This window comes from Thermomonas sp. (assembly GCF_047606765.1).
Lineage (GTDB): Bacteria > Pseudomonadota > Gammaproteobacteria > Xanthomonadales > Xanthomonadaceae > Thermomonas.
In genome coordinates this window covers 1-15,722 of sequence record NZ_JASGED010000096.1, presented here as the reverse complement: position 1 = coordinate 15,722, position 15,722 = coordinate 1, and the positions used below count along the sequence as shown (strand labels likewise).

13 protein-coding genes and 1 pseudogene are annotated in these 15,722 nt (G+C 64.9%); 9 read left to right on the top strand and 5 right to left on the bottom strand.

Features of this window, described 5'->3' with window-relative positions; all coding sequences use genetic code 11:
• Positions 1-2,788 (top strand): methionine synthase (metH, locus tag QM612_RS09370; RefSeq protein ID WP_415253629.1); only part of this gene is annotated, 2,788 nt, incomplete at its 5' end.
• A gap of 61 nt (positions 2,789-2,849) precedes the next feature.
• On the opposite strand, the gene QM612_RS09365 is transcribed toward metH, so the two are convergent.
• From QM612_RS09365 to QM612_RS09350, 4 genes are all read right to left on the bottom strand, one after another.
• Positions 2,850-3,452 carry a DUF2058 domain-containing protein gene (locus tag QM612_RS09365; RefSeq protein ID WP_415253628.1) on the bottom strand — a complete coding sequence of 201 codons (603 nt, stop codon included), beginning with the start codon at positions 3,450-3,452 and terminating at the stop codon, positions 2,850-2,852.
• A 14-nt stretch (positions 3,453-3,466) separates the two neighbouring features.
• Positions 3,467-3,718: a SlyX family protein gene (locus tag QM612_RS09360; protein ID WP_415253627.1), complete on the bottom strand. Its 252-nt coding sequence runs from the start codon at positions 3,716-3,718 to the stop codon at positions 3,467-3,469.
• Positions 3,719-3,765: 47 nt separating this feature from the next.
• On the bottom strand, positions 3,766-4,551 hold the full coding sequence (locus tag QM612_RS09355; RefSeq protein ID WP_415253626.1) for an FKBP-type peptidyl-prolyl cis-trans isomerase N-terminal domain-containing protein: 786 nt from the start codon (positions 4,549-4,551) through the stop codon (positions 3,766-3,768).
• A 74-nt stretch (positions 4,552-4,625) separates the two neighbouring features.
• Positions 4,626-5,591 (bottom strand): FKBP-type peptidyl-prolyl cis-trans isomerase, encoded by a 966-nt coding sequence (locus QM612_RS09350; RefSeq protein WP_415253625.1) that lies wholly within the window; start codon positions 5,589-5,591, stop codon positions 4,626-4,628.
• A 138-nt stretch (positions 5,592-5,729) separates the two neighbouring features.
• On the opposite strand from QM612_RS09350, the gene QM612_RS09345 reads away from it, so the two are divergent.
• From QM612_RS09345 to QM612_RS09325, 5 genes are read left to right on the top strand one after another with little or no spacing between them, the layout of a single operon-like run.
• A complete protein-coding gene (locus QM612_RS09345) occupies positions 5,730-5,942 on the top strand; it encodes a hypothetical protein (protein ID WP_415253624.1) in 213 nt (70 codons plus the stop codon).
• Positions 5,943-5,944: 2 nt separating this feature from the next.
• Positions 5,945-6,301 carry a GntR family transcriptional regulator gene (locus QM612_RS09340; RefSeq protein WP_415253623.1) on the top strand — a complete coding sequence of 119 codons (357 nt, stop codon included), beginning with the start codon at positions 5,945-5,947 and terminating at the stop codon, positions 6,299-6,301.
• A gap of 8 nt (positions 6,302-6,309) precedes the next feature.
• Positions 6,310-7,173, top strand: coding sequence for an ABC transporter ATP-binding protein (locus QM612_RS09335; protein WP_415253622.1), 864 nt, complete (start codon positions 6,310-6,312; stop codon positions 7,171-7,173).
• The gene (locus QM612_RS09330; protein WP_415253621.1) at positions 7,170-8,234 is read left to right on the top strand and encodes a hypothetical protein; all 1,065 of its coding nucleotides are present in this window, start codon (positions 7,170-7,172) and stop codon (positions 8,232-8,234) included. Before QM612_RS09335 ends, QM612_RS09330 begins: the two co-directional genes overlap by 4 nt.
• Before the next feature lie 25 nt (positions 8,235-8,259).
• The gene (locus QM612_RS09325; RefSeq protein WP_415253620.1) at positions 8,260-9,039 is read left to right on the top strand and encodes a DUF2884 family protein; all 780 of its coding nucleotides are present in this window, start codon (positions 8,260-8,262) and stop codon (positions 9,037-9,039) included.
• On the opposite strand, the gene QM612_RS09320 is transcribed toward QM612_RS09325, so the two are convergent.
• Positions 9,022-10,431: a class II fumarate hydratase gene (locus tag QM612_RS09320; protein WP_415253619.1), complete on the bottom strand. Its 1,410-nt coding sequence runs from the start codon at positions 10,429-10,431 to the stop codon at positions 9,022-9,024. The genes QM612_RS09325 and QM612_RS09320 overlap by 18 nt on opposite strands.
• A gap of 114 nt (positions 10,432-10,545) precedes the next feature.
• Here QM612_RS09320 and purB point away from each other — a divergent pair, with 114 nt between their 5' ends.
• The 3 genes and pseudogenes from purB to QM612_RS09305 form a co-directional block, all read left to right on the top strand.
• The gene (purB, locus tag QM612_RS09315; protein ID WP_415253618.1) at positions 10,546-11,910 is read left to right on the top strand and encodes an adenylosuccinate lyase; all 1,365 of its coding nucleotides are present in this window, start codon (positions 10,546-10,548) and stop codon (positions 11,908-11,910) included.
• Positions 11,911-12,005: 95 nt separating this feature from the next.
• Positions 12,006-13,202, top strand: coding sequence for a JmjC domain-containing protein (locus tag QM612_RS09310; protein WP_415253617.1), 1,197 nt, complete (start codon positions 12,006-12,008; stop codon positions 13,200-13,202).
• A 172-nt stretch (positions 13,203-13,374) separates the two neighbouring features.
• Positions 13,375-15,722, top strand: a pseudogene (locus QM612_RS09305) (2-oxoglutarate dehydrogenase E1 component); the annotation flags it as partial.

Genomic DNA, 15,722 nt, shown 5'->3' with positions numbered 1-15,722 from the left:
GAACACCCTTCCCCGCCAGACCCGCCTCAGCGGCCTTGAACCGCTGACCATCACGCCCGAGTCGAACTTCATCAACGTCGGCGAGCGGACCAACGTCACCGGCAGCGCGCAGTTCAAGAAGCTGATCCTGGAAGGCCGGCTGGATGAAGCCGTGGTCGTCGCCCGCCAGCAGGTGGAAAACGGCGCGCAGGTCATCGACGTCAACATGGACGAAGGCCTGCTGGACTCGAAGAAGGCGATGGTCGAGTTCCTCAACCTGATCGCCGCCGAGCCGGACATCGCCCGCGTGCCGGTGATGGTCGATTCCTCCAAGTGGGAGGTGATCGAAGCCGGCCTGAAATGCCTGCAGGGCAAGGGCATCGTCAATTCCATCTCGATGAAGGAAGGCGAAGCCGAGTTCCTGCGGCAGGCCAAGCTGGTGCGCCGCTACGGCGCGGCGGTGGTGGTGATGGCCTTCGACGAAGTGGGACAGGCCGATACCGCCCAGCGCAAGGTCGAAATCTGCTCGCGCGCATACAAGCTGCTGACCGAACAGATCGGTTTCCCGCCGGAAGACATCATCTTCGATCCCAATTGCTTCGCCATCGCCACCGGCATCGAGGAACACGACAACTACGCGGTCGATTTCATCGAAGGCGCGCGCGAATTGCGCCGGCGCTTCCCGCATAGCCATATCTCCGGCGGCGTCTCCAACGTCAGCTTCAGCTTCCGTGGCAACGAGCCGGTGCGGCAGGCCATCCACGTGGTGTTCCTGTACCACGCGATCAGGGCCGGCATGGACATGGGCATCGTCAATGCCGGCGCGCTGCCGATCTACGACGATCTCGATCCCGTGCTGCGCGAACGGGTTGAAGACGTGGTGCTGAATCGTCGGAGTGATGCCACCGAGCGCCTGCTGGAAATCGCCGACAACTACAAGAAGAAAAAGGGCGAGAAGAAAACCGAAGACATCGCATGGCGGCAACAGCCGGTGGCGGCGCGGTTGTCGCATGCGCTGGTCCACGGCATCGACCAATACGTCGAAACCGATACCGAGGAAGCACGCCTGCAGGCCACGCGCCCGCTGGACGTGATCGAAGGCCCGCTGATGGATGGTATGAACGTGGTTGGCGACCTGTTCGGCGCGGGCAAGATGTTCCTGCCGCAGGTGGTGAAGTCGGCGCGCGTCATGAAGAAGGCGGTGGCATGGCTGCTGCCCTTCATCGAAGCGGAAAAGCTGCGCACCGGTGATGCTGGCAAGAACAACGGCAAGATCGTGATGGCGACGGTCAAGGGCGACGTCCACGACATCGGCAAGAACATCGTGGGCGTGGTGCTGGCCTGCAACAACTTCGAGGTGATCGACCTTGGCGTGATGGTGCCTGCGCAGAAGATCCTGGACACCGCGCGCGAAGTGAATGCCGACATCATCGGCCTGTCCGGTCTCATCACGCCGTCGCTGGAGGAAATGAGCCACGTCGCCCGCGAGATGCAGCGGCAGGGCTTCACCACGCCGCTGCTGATCGGCGGTGCCACCACCTCGCGCGCGCATACCGCGCTGAAGATCGACCCGCACTACAAGGCACCCACGGTGTGGGTGAAGGACGCCTCGCGCGCGGTCGGCGTGGCGCAGTCGCTGGTGTCGCCGGAACTGCGCGGGCCTTTCGTGGCCGCCAACGACGCCGACTATGCCGACGTGCGCCAGCGGCATCGCAACCGTGGCGACGGCAAGCGGCTGGTGTCACTTGAAAAGGCGCGCGCACAACGTTTTGATGGTGATTGGGCCAGCTACGACCCACCCGCGCCGAAACAGCCGGGCCTGCACGTTTTTGACGATTACCCGCTGGCCGAACTGGTCGAATGCATCGACTGGACGCCGTTCTTCCAGGCCTGGGAGCTGGCCGGCAAGTTCCCGGCGATCCTCACCGACGAGATCGTCGGCACGCAGGCCACGGAGTTGTATCGCGACGCCCGCGCGATGCTGGACAGGATCGTCGCTGAGAAATGGCTGACCGCGAAGGCGGTGTTCGGCATCTGGCCGGCGAACAGCGTGGGCGATGATGTGGAAATTTCCCCTCTCCCTCCGGGAGAAGGTGCCCGAAGGGCGGATGTGGGTACGGCAATGTCATCCGGCACATCGCCAGCACCCCGAACCCTCACCCCTACCCCTCTCCCGGAGGGAGAGGGGAAAGCCTGGCTGCACTTCCTGCGCCAGCAGGTGGACAAGCCCGTCGAACGCCCCGACTTCTGCCTTGCCGATTTCATCGCGCCGAAAGACAGCGGCAAGCAGGACTGGATCGGCGCGTTCGCGGTCACCGCCGGCATCGGCATCGACGCACATGTGGCCCGTTTCGAGGCCGACCATGACGACTACAACGCGATCCTGCTCAAGGCGCTGGCCGACCGCCTGGCGGAGGCGCTGGCCGAACGCCTGCACCAGCGCGTGCGCAAGGAGTTCTGGGGCTATGCGGCGGACGAGGCACTGGACAACGAGGCGCTGATCGCCGAGCAGTACCTCGGCATCCGCCCCGCCCCCGGTTATCCGGCCTGCCCCGAACACAGCGAGAAGCGCACGCTGTTCACTCTGCTGGACGCCGAACGCAACGCCGACATGCAGTTGACCGAGAGTTTCGCCATGCTGCCAACGGCGGCGGTGTCCGGCTACTACTTCAGCCACCCGCGCAGCCAGTATTTCGTGGTCGGGCGGGTATCGAAGGAACAGGTCGAGGACTACGCACGCCGCAAGGACGTCAGCCTGCAACAGGCGGAGCGCTGGCTTGCGTCGAATCTGGATTACGACCCGGAGTGATGTTCAGAGCTCCGCTGCTACCAAAAACCGATTGTGTCGCAGCACGGGGCTTGCCCCGTGTTCACCACGTCAGGTCGTCGGGCACCTGGTATTGCGGGTCGGCGTAGGGGTCGTCCTCGCGCGGGGCATTGGGATCGACCTTCAGGGCAACGGCCTGCGCGAAGATCGTTTCGGCTTCGGCAAGTGTTGCCGCATCGACCAGCAGATAGCGGCCATCCATCTGCACCACGCCCAGTTCGCCGGCATTGAGCGCTTTCAACTGCTCGGCGGTGACGTGGATGCGCTTGATCTTGCCGCCGTATTCGAAATGGCGGACGTGGTCGGCATCGGCGGCGTTAAGTGATTTTCCGGCGAGGAACTCGGCAAGCGCAGCCTTGGCTTCACGGCGCTTGCGGGCTTCTTCCTGCTTGAGCCGCTCGGCTTCGATGCGCTCGTCCTTTTCCTTCTGCGCGCGGATGGCGTAGGCCTTGGCAAGGTCGATGTCCTCGCGTGACTTGCCCTTCTGATGCTGCGGCTTGTGCTGCGGCTGCGGCTTGCCGGTGTGCGCGGGCTTGCCGCCCTGCCCGGCTTTCGCCTTTGGTGCGTCGTGCTTCGGGCGCGGCGCAGGCTTGGGCGCGGGTTTGAAGCCCAGGCCAAGCAATTGGTCGCGGAGGGAATCGCTCATCGGTGTTCAACCACTCAGTAATGCGGTGGCGGCGGCTCGTTGGCGGCATCGCCGGTCACGGGGCTTGCCGCCATCGCGCTGCGCAACTGCCGCAGGTCTTCCAGCGCACGATGCAGCATCAATGCGTTGCGGGTTTCCTCCGCGCGTGCATCGGCCAGTGCATCGCTGAGTTCCTGCAATGCGTGTTCCTGAAACGCGAGGCGCGTTTCCAGATCGATGATGCGTTGTTCCAGCGTGGTATCGGTCATGGCAGCAGGCAGCTTCATCCGCAGCGGGATGCAGGGGCATGACGCCCCTGCATCGTCACGCCTGCTTATTTGCCGGCACCCGGCTTGACGATGTCCAGCAGCTCGACCTCGAAGATCAGCATCTGGTTCGGGCCGATGGTGGGCGGTGCCTGCTCACCATAGGCCAGCTTGGCCGGGATCCAGAACTTGTACTTGCTGCCCACCGGCATCAGCTGCAGGCCTTCGACCCAGCCCGGGATCACGCCCTGCAACGGCATCACCGCCGGCTCGCCGCGCTTGTAGGAGCTGTCGAACGGTTCCTTGCCATCCAGCACGGTGCCCTGGTAATGCACCTTCACGCCATCGGTGGCCTTGGGCTTGGCGCCCTTGCCTTCGGTCAGCACCTGGTATTGCAGGCCGGACGCGGTGGTCTTCACGCCTGGCTTCTTGGCGTTTTCCGCCAGGAAGGCGTCGCCCTTCTTCTGGTTTTCCTGTGCTTCGGCCATCGCCTTGGCGACCATCTTGGCCTGCATCTTCTGGCCGAAGGCCTGCATGATTTCCTGCGCCTGTTCCTCGTTGAGCAGCGGCTTGCCGCCGTCCACCTGCGCACGCAGCGCCTTGACCACGGTGTCGAGGTTCACTTCGTCCTTGACCTCGGGCTCGGACAGCGACTTGCCCATCGCCATGCCGATGGCATAGCTGACCTGCTCCTTCTCGGTGGGCAGGCCCGGATACGCGGTCTTGCCGTCCGCAGCCTTGTCGGCCTCGGTGGTCTTGGCATCGCCCGCAGGCTTCTGCGCGGGCTTTTCACACGCGGCCAGCGCGACAGTGGTGGCAAGGGCAAGTGCGGTGGCGCGGATAAACGGCTTCATCGGGATCGTGGCTCCAGGGAGATGTAAGTAAGCCCGCGCGACAGGCAGGCGGCAGAGGGTTGCAGGCGTTGGACTCAATCGACGCCCAGCAGTTCAACTTCGAAGACGAGTGTGGAATTGGGCGGGATGCCGCCGTTGCCCTGCTCGCCATAACCCAGCGCGGACGGGATCCAGAACTTGTACTTGGCACCTACCGGCATCATGCCCACGCCTTCCGTCCAGCCGCGGATCACCTGATCCAGACGGAACTCGGCAGGCACGCCGCGATCATAGGAACTGTCGAACTTGGTGCCGTCCAGCAACGTGCCGAGGTAATGCACGCGCACGCTCTGGCCGGGCCTTGGACGCACGCCGTCGCCTTGCTTCAACACCATGTACTGCAAGCCGCTGGGGGTGGTGAACACGCCCTTGACCTGCTTGTTCTGTTCGAGGAAGGCCTGCTCCTGCTGCGTGGCCTGCTGCGCCTTGGCCTGCCTTGCGGCCTGCTTCACGCTGGCAATGCGGGCCGAGAACGCGGCGCGCACGCGGCTGGTTTCGGCATCGTCCAGCATCCGCGCGGCGCCCGGCGTGGTGGCGTCCTGCAGGGCGCGCAGCAGCATCGCCACGTCGAACTCGCTGCGCACGTCGGTCAGCGAACGGCCGACGTTGCCGCCCAGCAGCAGGCCGATCCTGGCGCGATCAATCGCGGGCGCAGGCTGCCCGTTCTTGCGCGCGGCAATGCTGTCCATCAGCTGCTTGCTGGCCTGGCCGGCTTCGGTGGCATCCAGCAGCGGCTTGCCGCCTGCCAGTGCGTTTTCCACCGCGCGGCGGAAGGCCTCCAGATCGATGTCTGCAAGCCCGGGGCCAAGCGAGCGCGCCACGTCCATGCCCAGCATGTAGCCGATCTTGTCGCGTTCGCTGGTAGTGGCATCTGCCTGCGCCTGTGCATGCAAGGTGCCGGCAGCCAGCAGCAGGGCGAACAGCGCGGCAAGCCCGCGCAGGGACAACTTCATCGTGACGATCTCCGGATATCGGCCCGTATTGTCGATGGCTGCACGCATGCGGGCAATCCCGGCCTGCGGCGGGCATTCAGCCAGCACTGCCCTCTATGCCATCAGTTGGGGGCGTCCGCGCTTGACTTGCTCAATTTTAGTGTCATAGTTAACTACAACACCGATCACCCAAACGAGAGGCACACCATGCGCCATGACCGACACACCCCACTGCTGGCCGTGCTTGCATGCGGCACGTTGCTGGTCACCGGCCTGCTGCTGGTGGCCCCGGCGCGCACCGCGCCGGCAACAAGCGGCGCATCGTCCTACCCGACCAGCGGCAGCAGTCCGCAAGCCCGGCAGGCCCGTCATCGCCATGCGTTGCGGATGCCGTTCTTCTCCTTCGCACCCCGGGGCTGACCATGACCGACATCCAATGGAGCGATGGCGCTCCGATCTACCGCCAACTCAAGGAGCGCGTCGTGGCGATGATGCTTGACGGCGCTCTCAAGGCCGGCGACGCCCTGCCCTCCGTGCGCCAGGTGGCCGCCGAATATCAGCTCAACCCGATCACCGTCTCGCGCGCCTATCAGGAGCTCGCGGACGAACAACTCGTCGAAAAACGCAGGGGACTTGGCATGTACGTAACCGAAGGCGCAACCACGCGGTTGCTGGCGAGTGAACGCGAGCGTTTCCTGCGCGAGGAATGGCCGCAGGTGCTGGAACGCATCCAGCGTCTTGGCCTTGACCCGCGCGAACTGATGACCCCGAAGAAGTGAGCCGCGCCATGACCACTCCCGTGATTTCCGCACGTGGCCTGCGCAAGGCCTACAAGAACAAGCTGGCGCTGGACGGCACGGCTTTCGACATCCCCGCCGGTCGTATCGTTGGCCTGATCGGCCCCAATGGCGCAGGCAAGACCACTGCGCTGAAGGCCATCCTCGGCCTGATCCCGTTCGAGGGGTCGCTGTCGGTGCTGGGCAAGGACCCGCGCAGCCAGCGCGACGCACTGATGAACGATGTCTGCTTCATCGCCGACGTGGCCGTGCTGCCGCGCTGGATGAAGGTCAAGGAGGCCATCGCATTCGTGCAGGGCGTGCATCCGCGTTTCGATGCCGCCAAGTGCCGGCGCTTCCTGCAGGGCACGCAGCTGACCGACAACCTGCGCGTGCGCGAGATGTCCAAGGGCATGATCGTGCAGCTGCACCTGGCGCTGGTGATGGCCATCGACGCCAAGCTGCTGGTGCTGGACGAACCCACGCTGGGCCTGGACATCCTCTACCGCAAGCAGTTCTACCAGCGTTTGCTTGAAGACTATTTCGACGAGGAGAAAACCATCCTCATCACCACCCATCAGGTCGAGGAGATCGAACACATCCTCACCGACGTGATGTTCATCCGCGACGGCAAGGTGGTGCTGGATGCGTCGATGGAAGACGTCGGCAGCCGCTATACCGAAGTGCTGGTCGATGCCGGCAAGCAGGACGCCGCGCGCGCACTCAATCCCATCGACGAACGCGCCCTGCCGTTCGGCAAGACCGTGATGCTGTTCGATGGCGCAGACCCCGCACAACTGGCGCAGCTTGGCGAAACCCGCAACCCCGGATTGGCTGACCTGTTCGTCGCCACGATGAAAGGAACCTACGCATGAACGCCGCGATGGAAATCGACACCCCCGCCCCGCGCGCGCAGCCCGCGCCGGCGCACGCCACCCACACGTTCAAGCTGCTGCTCAAGCGCGAGTTCTGGGAACACAAGGGCGGCTTCTTCTGGGCACCGCTGGTGGCAGGCGCCATCTCCCTGCTGTTGACCCTGATCGGCGGTGGCACCGGGCAGTTCTTCCTGGCCCGCCACGGCGGACAAACCATCCGCATCGACGACAAGCAGATGCGGCTTTCCGAAATCGACTGGGGCAACATCCTCGCCAACGCATCGGCGGACGATCTGCGCGACCTGCACGAAGGCATCAACATGATGACGCTGATGTCATCGGTGTGGCCGGTGATGGTGTTCGGCTTCGTGGTGTTCTTCTACTTCCTCGGTTGCCTGTACGACGAACGCAAGGATCGCAGCGTGCTGTTCTGGAAGTCGCTGCCGGTTTCCGACCGCGACACGGTGCTGTCGAAACTGGTCATGGGCCTGGTGGTCGCCCCGGTCATCGCCGCCGTTCTCAGCATCGCGACCATGCTCGGCTTCGGGCTGGTGCTGAGTTTCTTCATGGCGATCAATGGTGCCAATCCGTTCACCCTGTACTGGGCGCAGCTCGACCCGCTGCGGCTGGCGAACGGCCTGCTGGGATGGCTTCCTGCCTATGCGCTGTGGGCGCTGCCCACCGCCGGCTGGCTGATGCTGTGCTCGGTCTGGGCCAGGAGCAAGCCCTTCCTGTGGGCACTGCTGCTGCCGGTTGGCGCGGGCATGCTGGTGTCGTGGTTCGGCCTGCTGCGCATGGCTGAAGGTGGCTCTTCGTGGTTCTGGGAACACATCGTCGTCCGCTCGCTCGCCAGCGCATGGCCGGGCAGTCACCTGCTTGGCTATGCAGACAGCGGTCACTTCGAAAGGCTGGGCAACAACGCGGACGCGCTGTTCGGCCTGGATGGGCTGCTGGCCGGCACGCACCTGCTGGCAACCCCCACGCTGTGGATCGGTGCCGTTGCCGGTGCCGTGATGATCTTCGCCGCCATCCGCCTGCGCCGCTGGCGCGACGACAACTGATTCCCGCATTCCAACGGAGATGATGATGAACACCACCCGCACACTCGCCATCGCACTGCTGGCAACCATTCCGCTGCTTGGCTGCAACGTGCAGCGCGGCGATGCCGAAACCGCCACAAGGAAGGAAGGCGGCTTCATCGCCGAACAGGTCAACAAGGCGATGGACGAAGCCCGCAAGGAACTTGCAACCGAGAACATCTCGCTCAATGAAATCAACGTCAGGGTCAATGGACGCCGCATTCGTTCGCTCGAAAATGACGGCCGACCCAAGGCCGAAATCAGCCCGCAGGGCGACCTGCTGATCGACGACAAGGCCGTGGCGATCAACGACGCACAGCGCAAGCAGTTGCTTGCCTATCGCGGCCAGATTATCGGCATCGCCGAAGCCGGCATGGCGATCGGCAGCAAGGGCGTTGGCATCGCCGATACCGCGCTGAGCGGCGTGGCCGGGTTGATCTTCGGCGGCGAGGAAGAACGCAAGGCATTCGAACAAAAGATCGAAGCCGAAGCCAAGAAACTCGAAACGGACGCATTGAAGCTGTGCGCACACCTGCCGGCCATGCTGACCGCGCAACAGGCGCTGGCCGAAAGCCTGCCCGAGTTCAAGCCCTACGCAACGATGACGCAGGAGGACGTGGACGATTGCGGCAAGGACGCCAAGAGCAAGGGCGTGGCGGTCACCGACGACGACCGCCACCGGATCCGGAATGAAATCCGCAACGGAATCCGCCAGGGCATCCGCGAAACGGTGCAGGCCGTCACCGGCGGCAGCGCGGACGACGAGGCCTCAGCCCCCGCCCGCTGAGCCATGGCCGATGCCGCCGTGCGTGAGCGCGGCGGGGTTCAGCAACCGCCGCAGCGTTTTTTCGTCCAGCCCGCTGTCTTCCAGCGCAACATCCAGCACCGGGCGGTTCTCGGCGTAGGCGCGCTTGGCGATCTTCGCGGCCTTTTCGTAGCCGATCACCGGGTTGAGTGCTGTGACCAGGATCGGGTTGCGATCCAGCGCCGCCGCCACGTTGCCTTCGCGGATGCGCACGCCAGCGATGGCCTTGTCGGCCAGTGCAGTCATGGTGGATGCGAGTAGCTGCATCGCCTCGTCGATATCGCAAGCGATCAGCGGCAACGTCACGTTGAGCTGGAAGTTGCCGGTCTGCCCGGCGATGGAAATCGCATGATGCAGGCCCATCACCTGCGCGCAGGCCATGCACAGCGCTTCGGGAATCACCGGGTTGACCTTGCCCGGCATGATCGAGGAGCCGGGCTGCAACGCAGGCAGTTCGATCTCGCCCAGCCCGGCCAAGGGGCCGGAGTTCATCCAGCGCAGGTCGTTGCCGATCTTCATCAGTGCCACTGCCAGCGCATTGAGCTGGCCGGACAGCTCGACCAGATCATCGTGCGCGGCCAAGCCTTCAAAGGTGTTGGCAGCCTGCTCGAACTTCGCCCCGGTGGCCGCTGAAAGCGCCTTCGCCACGCCCTTGCCGAACTTCGGATGCGCGTTGATGCCGGTGCCAATCGCAGTGCCGCCAATGGGCAGGCGACGCACCCGCTTCAGGCTGTCCTCGATCCGCGCCTGCGCGGATGCCAGTTGCGCCGACCACGCGCCGAACTCCTGCGCGAAGGTCAGCGGCATCGCATCCATCAGATGCGTGCGCCCGGTCTTGACCGTCTTGCCCAGCGACTTGCCGCGCTTGTCGATGGTCTTGCGCAGATGCGCCAGCGCCGGCAGCAGGTCGCGCTTGGCCTCCATCACCGCCATCACCCGCAGCGCGGTGGGGATCACGTCGTTGCTGCTCTGGCCCAGGTTGACGTGGTCGTTGGGATGGATCGAAAGCGCGGACGCAGCCGCGGCCACATGCGCGATCACCTCGTTGGCATTCATGTTGCTGGAGGTGCCGGAGCCGGTCTGGTAGCGGTCGATGGGGAACTGGTCGGCATGCGCACCACCGGCGATCGCGGTGGCGGCCTCGATGATGGCCTCGGCACGCGCGCCGTCCAGCACTTTCAGATGCCCGTTGACCACGGCGGCACTGGCCTTGACCAGCGCCAGCGCACGCACGAAAGCCTCCGGCATCGGTCGCCCGGAGATGTGGAAATTGTCCAGCGCACGCTGGGTCTGCGCGCCCCACAGCGCGGATGCGGACACTTTCAGCTCGCCCATGCTGTCGTGTTCGATGCGGAAACCCGTGCGTTTGGCCATCTGTCATTCTCCGTAGGTGCCGAGCTTGCTCGGCACAACAGATTCGTGAAACTCCCATGCGGAGCAAGCTCCGCATCTACAATAGCGGATTGCCACTCTCCGCCCCACCTCCCCATGTCCGACGCCCTCACCGCCCTGTCCCCGCTCGATGGCCGCTACGCCGGCAAGGTCGATGCCCTGCGCCCGATCTTTTCCGAATACGGCCTGATTCGCGCCCGCGTGAAGGTGGAGGTGGAATGGCTGCTGGCGCTGGCTGCCGAACCCGGCATTCCGGAGCTGTCGCCATTCAACGCCGCCGCCACCGCCCGCCTGCGCGCGCTGTTCACCGGCTTCACCGTGGAAGACGCGGCGCGGGTGAAGGAGATCGAGCGCACTACCAACCACGACGTGAAGGCGGTCGAATACTTCATCAAGGAAAAGTTGAAAGATGACGGCGAGCTCGGCCCGGCGCTGGAGTTCGTCCATTTCGCCTGCACCAGCGAGGACATCAACAACCTGTCCTATGCGCTGCTGCTGAGCAAGGCGCGCCAGCACGTCGTGCTGCCGAAGCTCGATGCCCTGATCGAAACCCTGCGCGGGATGGCGCACGAATACGCCGCGCTGCCGATGCTCTCGCGCACCCACGGCCAGACCGCCTCGCCGACCACGGTGGGCAAGGAGCTGGCAAACGTCGTCGCCCGCCTGAACCGGCAAGGCGAAGCACTGGCCGCGCTGCCCAACCCCGGCAAGATCAACGGCGCGGTGGGCAATTACAACGCCCATGTCGCCGCCTATCCGGACGTGGACTGGCCGGCGTTCTCGCGCCGCTTCGTGGAATCCCTCGGTCTGGACTGGCAGCCGTACACCACACAGATCGAACCGCACGACGGCATCGCCGAAGTCTGCGACGCCTGCAAGCGCATCGACACCATCGCCATCGACCTCTGCCGCGACGTGTGGGGCTACATCTCGCAGGGCTATTTCCGGCAGGCGGTGAAGGCCGGCGAAGTGGGCAGCAGCACCATGCCGCACAAGGTCAACCCCATCGACTTCGAAAATGCCGAAGGCAACTTCGGCATCGCCAGCGCGCTGTTCGAACACTTCGCCATCAAGCTGCCGGTGTCGCGCTGGCAGCGCGACCTCACCGACTCCACCGTGCTGCGCGCACTCGGCACCGCCTTCGGCCACATGCTGATCGGCTTCGACGCCCTGCTACGCGGCCTTGGCAAGCTGTCCGCCAATCCGCAGCGGTTAGCTGCCGACCTCGACGCCGCATGGGAAGTGCTGGCCGAAGCCGTGCAGACGGTGATGCGCCGCCACGGCCTGCCCAATCCTTACGAACAGTTGAAGGCGCTGACGCGCGGGCAAGGCATTACAGAGACTTCGATGCGCGAGTTCATCGCCAGCCTCGACCTGCCGGAAGCAGACAAACAGCGCCTGCTGGCGATGACGCCGGGCAGTTACATCGGCCTTGCGGAACGGCTGGCCAAGGAAATCTAGATGCCGTCATTCCGGCGAAAGCGGGAATCCAGCTTCTGGCTGTCCTCTCAAGAGCTGGATTCCCGCTTTCGCCGGAATGACGAGCAAAGCCCGGAATGACGAACAAAAACATGATCGAAGTCCACGCCACCGCGAAGCAGTTCCTCGGCATGCCGCCGGCGCAGTTCCTGCGCGACTACTGGCAGAAGAAGCCGCTGCTGATCCGGCAGGCGTTCCCGAACTACGAGGCACCGCTGGAACCGGAAGACCTTGCCGGGCTTGCCTGCGAGGACGGCGTGCTGGCGCGGTTGATCCAGCACGACAAGGCGCGTGATGCGTGGAAGGTGCGCCACGGGCCGTTCGCGGAAACCGACTTCCCCGGCCTGCCCGACCATGACTGGACGCTGCTGGTGCAGGACATGGACAAGTGGGATGCCGACGTGCGCGCGCTGATCGGGCATTTCGGCTTCCTGCCGCGCTGGCGCATCGACGACATCATGATCAGCTTTGCCGCCACCGGCGGCTCGGTGGGTGCGCATGTCGATCAGTACGATGTGTTCCTGCTGCAGGCCAAGGGTCATCGCCGCTGGCAGATCGACGCTTTGCCCAATCCGCCACTCGGCTTCCGCGATGATGTGGAATTGAAGCTGCTGCGCGCGTTCAACCCCACGCACGACTGGGTGCTGGCACCCGGCGACATGCTCTACCTGCCGCCCGGCGTGCCGCACCATGGCGTGGCCGAAGACCCCTGCCTGACCTTCTCGCTGGGCATGCGCGCGCCGAGCGTGGCGGAACTGCTGGGCGACTACGTGGACACGCTGGCCGCAGACGCCCCGGACGCGCTGCGTTATGGCGATGCCGACCTGCAACCGCCGAAGGATGCCAACGAAATCGACGACGACGCCCTGCATCGGGTGGTGGCGGCATTGCAGGCATTGAAGATGGACGATCCCGACCGCTTCGGCGACTGGTTCGGCGGCTTCGCGACGACTTATCGCAGCGCGGTGCAGCCTGCCGCCGAAGGCCCGCTGCCGCCGCGCATCGAAGTGGAATGGGATCTCACGCAAGGCGCGTCGCTGGCGCGGCACCCGTGGTCGCGGATGGCGTGGCGTCGCGCGCATGCCGGCGGCGCACGCCTGTACGCGGGCGGGCTGGTGCATGCGATGCCGGTGAAGGACGCGCGCCTGCTGGCTGCCAGCGAAACCATCGCCGGCGACCTCTACGGCACGCTGTCGGCCAAGGGCCGCGATGCCCTGTTCGCCCTGCTGGAAGCCGGTCACTACCGGCTGGATACCGGCGATGGGGAGGAATGACGGCTGAACTCGGCGCGTCATTCGACTATCGGCCAAGCCCCTTGCTGCAGCGCGCAAGGCGGGACAAGGCTATAATTTTGCGGCTTTCCAACGCCCATTCATCGGGTACCACGCCGGCTGGCTCCGTCCAACGGCCCCATTGACCTATCGCAAGGCCGCTAGCCACGCCATGGTGGACAGTCTCCTCAAGCAGTTTGCCCAGACCTCGCAACTCGGTGCCAATGGCGCGTATATCGAGGATCTCTACGAACAGTATCTGGTCGCCCCAGACAGTCTCGACGCCCGCTGGCGTCAGTATTTCGATGGCCTGGTTTCAAGTAGTAAAGACGGCCGCGAAGCCGGCGACATCCCGCATTCCGCGGTGATCGAACAGATTGCCGAAGCCGGCAGACAGGCCGCGCGCGGCATGGTCGCCAGCGGCGCGGGTACCGACGATGAGCGCGGACGCAACGTGGGTCGCCTGATTACCGCCTACCGTTCGCGCGGGCATCTTGGCGCGCACATCGACCCGCTGGCATTGACCCCGCCGGTCAATCCGCCCGATCTCGACCTGGCCTTCCACAAGCTGGCCGAACGTGACCTGGACGTCGAGTTCAGCACCGGTGGCCTGGCCGGCAAGCCGCAGATGAAGCTGCGCAACATCCTGTCCACGCTGAAGGCCGCGTATGCCGGCCCGATCGGCGCGGAGTTCATGCACATCACCGATGTGGAGCAGCGCCGCTGGTTGTACGAGCGGCTGGAAGCCAGCACCGGGAGTTACGGGCTGGACGATGCCAGCAAGCGCCGCATCCTGGAACGCCTGACCGCCGCCGAAGGGCTGGAACGCTACCTGCACACCAAGTATGTCGGCCAGAAGCGCTTCTCGCTGGAAGGCGGCGACGCGCTGATCCCGCTGCTGGACACCGTGGTGCGCGGGGCAGGCACCGACGGCGTCAAGGACATCGTGATCGGCATGGCCCACCGTGGCCGCCTGAACGTGCTGGTCAACACGCTGGGCAAGAATCCGCGCAAGCTGTTCGACGAGTTCGAAGGCAAGTTCGAGCACGACGCGCTTGCGCATGCCGGCGACGTGAAATACCACATGGGCTTCTCCGCCGACGTCGCCACCCCCGGTGGCCCGGTGCATCTGGCGCTGGCGTTCAACCCCTCGCATCTTGAAATCGTTGACCCGGTGGTTGCCGGCAGCGTGCGTTCGCGCCAGGAGCGCCGTGGCGATACCGCCCGCGCCAAGGTGCTGCCGATCCTGATCCACGGCGATGCCGCATTCGCCGGGCAAGGCGTGGTGATGGAACTGTTCCAGATGTCGCAGGCACGCGGTTTCGCGGTGGGCGGCACGGTGCATGTGGTCATCAACAACCAGGTCGGCTTCACCACCAGCAACAAGGAAGACGCCCGCTCCACCCTGTACTGCACCGACGTGGCCAAGATGATCGGCGCGCCGGTGTTCCACGTGAACGGCGACAACCCGGAGGCCGTGGTGTTCGTCGCCAAGCTGGCTTACGACTTCCGCCAGCAGTTCAAGAAGGACGTGGTCATCGATCTGGTCTGCTATCGCCGCCACGGCCACAACGAGGCCGACGAGCCTTCGATCACCCAGCCCCTGATGTACCAGGTGATCCGCCAGCACAAGACCACCCGCGAGCTGTATGCCGAGCAGCTGGAAGCCGCGGGCACGATCCCCGCAGGTGCCGGTGCCGCGCTGGCAGAGGCGTACCGCCACAAGCTGGAATCGGGCGAAGTCACCACCGAGCTGGCCGAAGTCGGCAAGACCCCGGCTGACAGCGCCCTGTACGTGGACTGGCCGAAGCTGCTGGCCGGCAAGCTGTCCGATGCCATCAGCACCGCCGTTGGCATGGACAAGCTGAAGGCACTGGCCGCACGCATCAACAACGTGCCGGCGGAGGTGCAACTGCATTCGCGCGTGGCCAAGGTCTATGAAGACCGCCGCAAGATGGCCGCAGGCGAAATACCCGGCGACTGGGGCTTTGCCGAAAACCTCGCCTACGCCACCCTGATCGACGAAGGCCATGCCATGCGTCTGGTCGGCCAGGACGTGGGCCGTGGCACCTTCACCCACCGCCACGCGATCCTGCACGACCAGAAGACCGACAACTACTACCTGCCGCTGCGTCAGTTGACCGACAAGCCGGGACAGGTCGCGGTCATCGATTCGCTGCTCAGCGAAGAAGCGGTGATGGCCTACGAATACGGCTTCTCCACCACCGACCCCAACACCCTGTGCATCTGGGAAGGCCAGTTCGGTGACTTCGCCAACGGCGCGCAGGTCGTCATCGACCAGTTCATCGCTTCGGCCGAGACGAAGTGGCTCCGCATGTCGGGCCTCGTGATGCTGCTGCCGCATGGCTATGAAGGGCAGGGGCCGGAGCATTCCTCGGCGCGGCTCGAGCGCTATTTGCAGCTCTGTGCGGAGCGCAACATGCGGGTCGGCAACCTACCACGCCGGCCAACTACTTCCACGCGCTGCGCCGCCAGCTGAAGGCGAATTACCGCAAGCCGCTG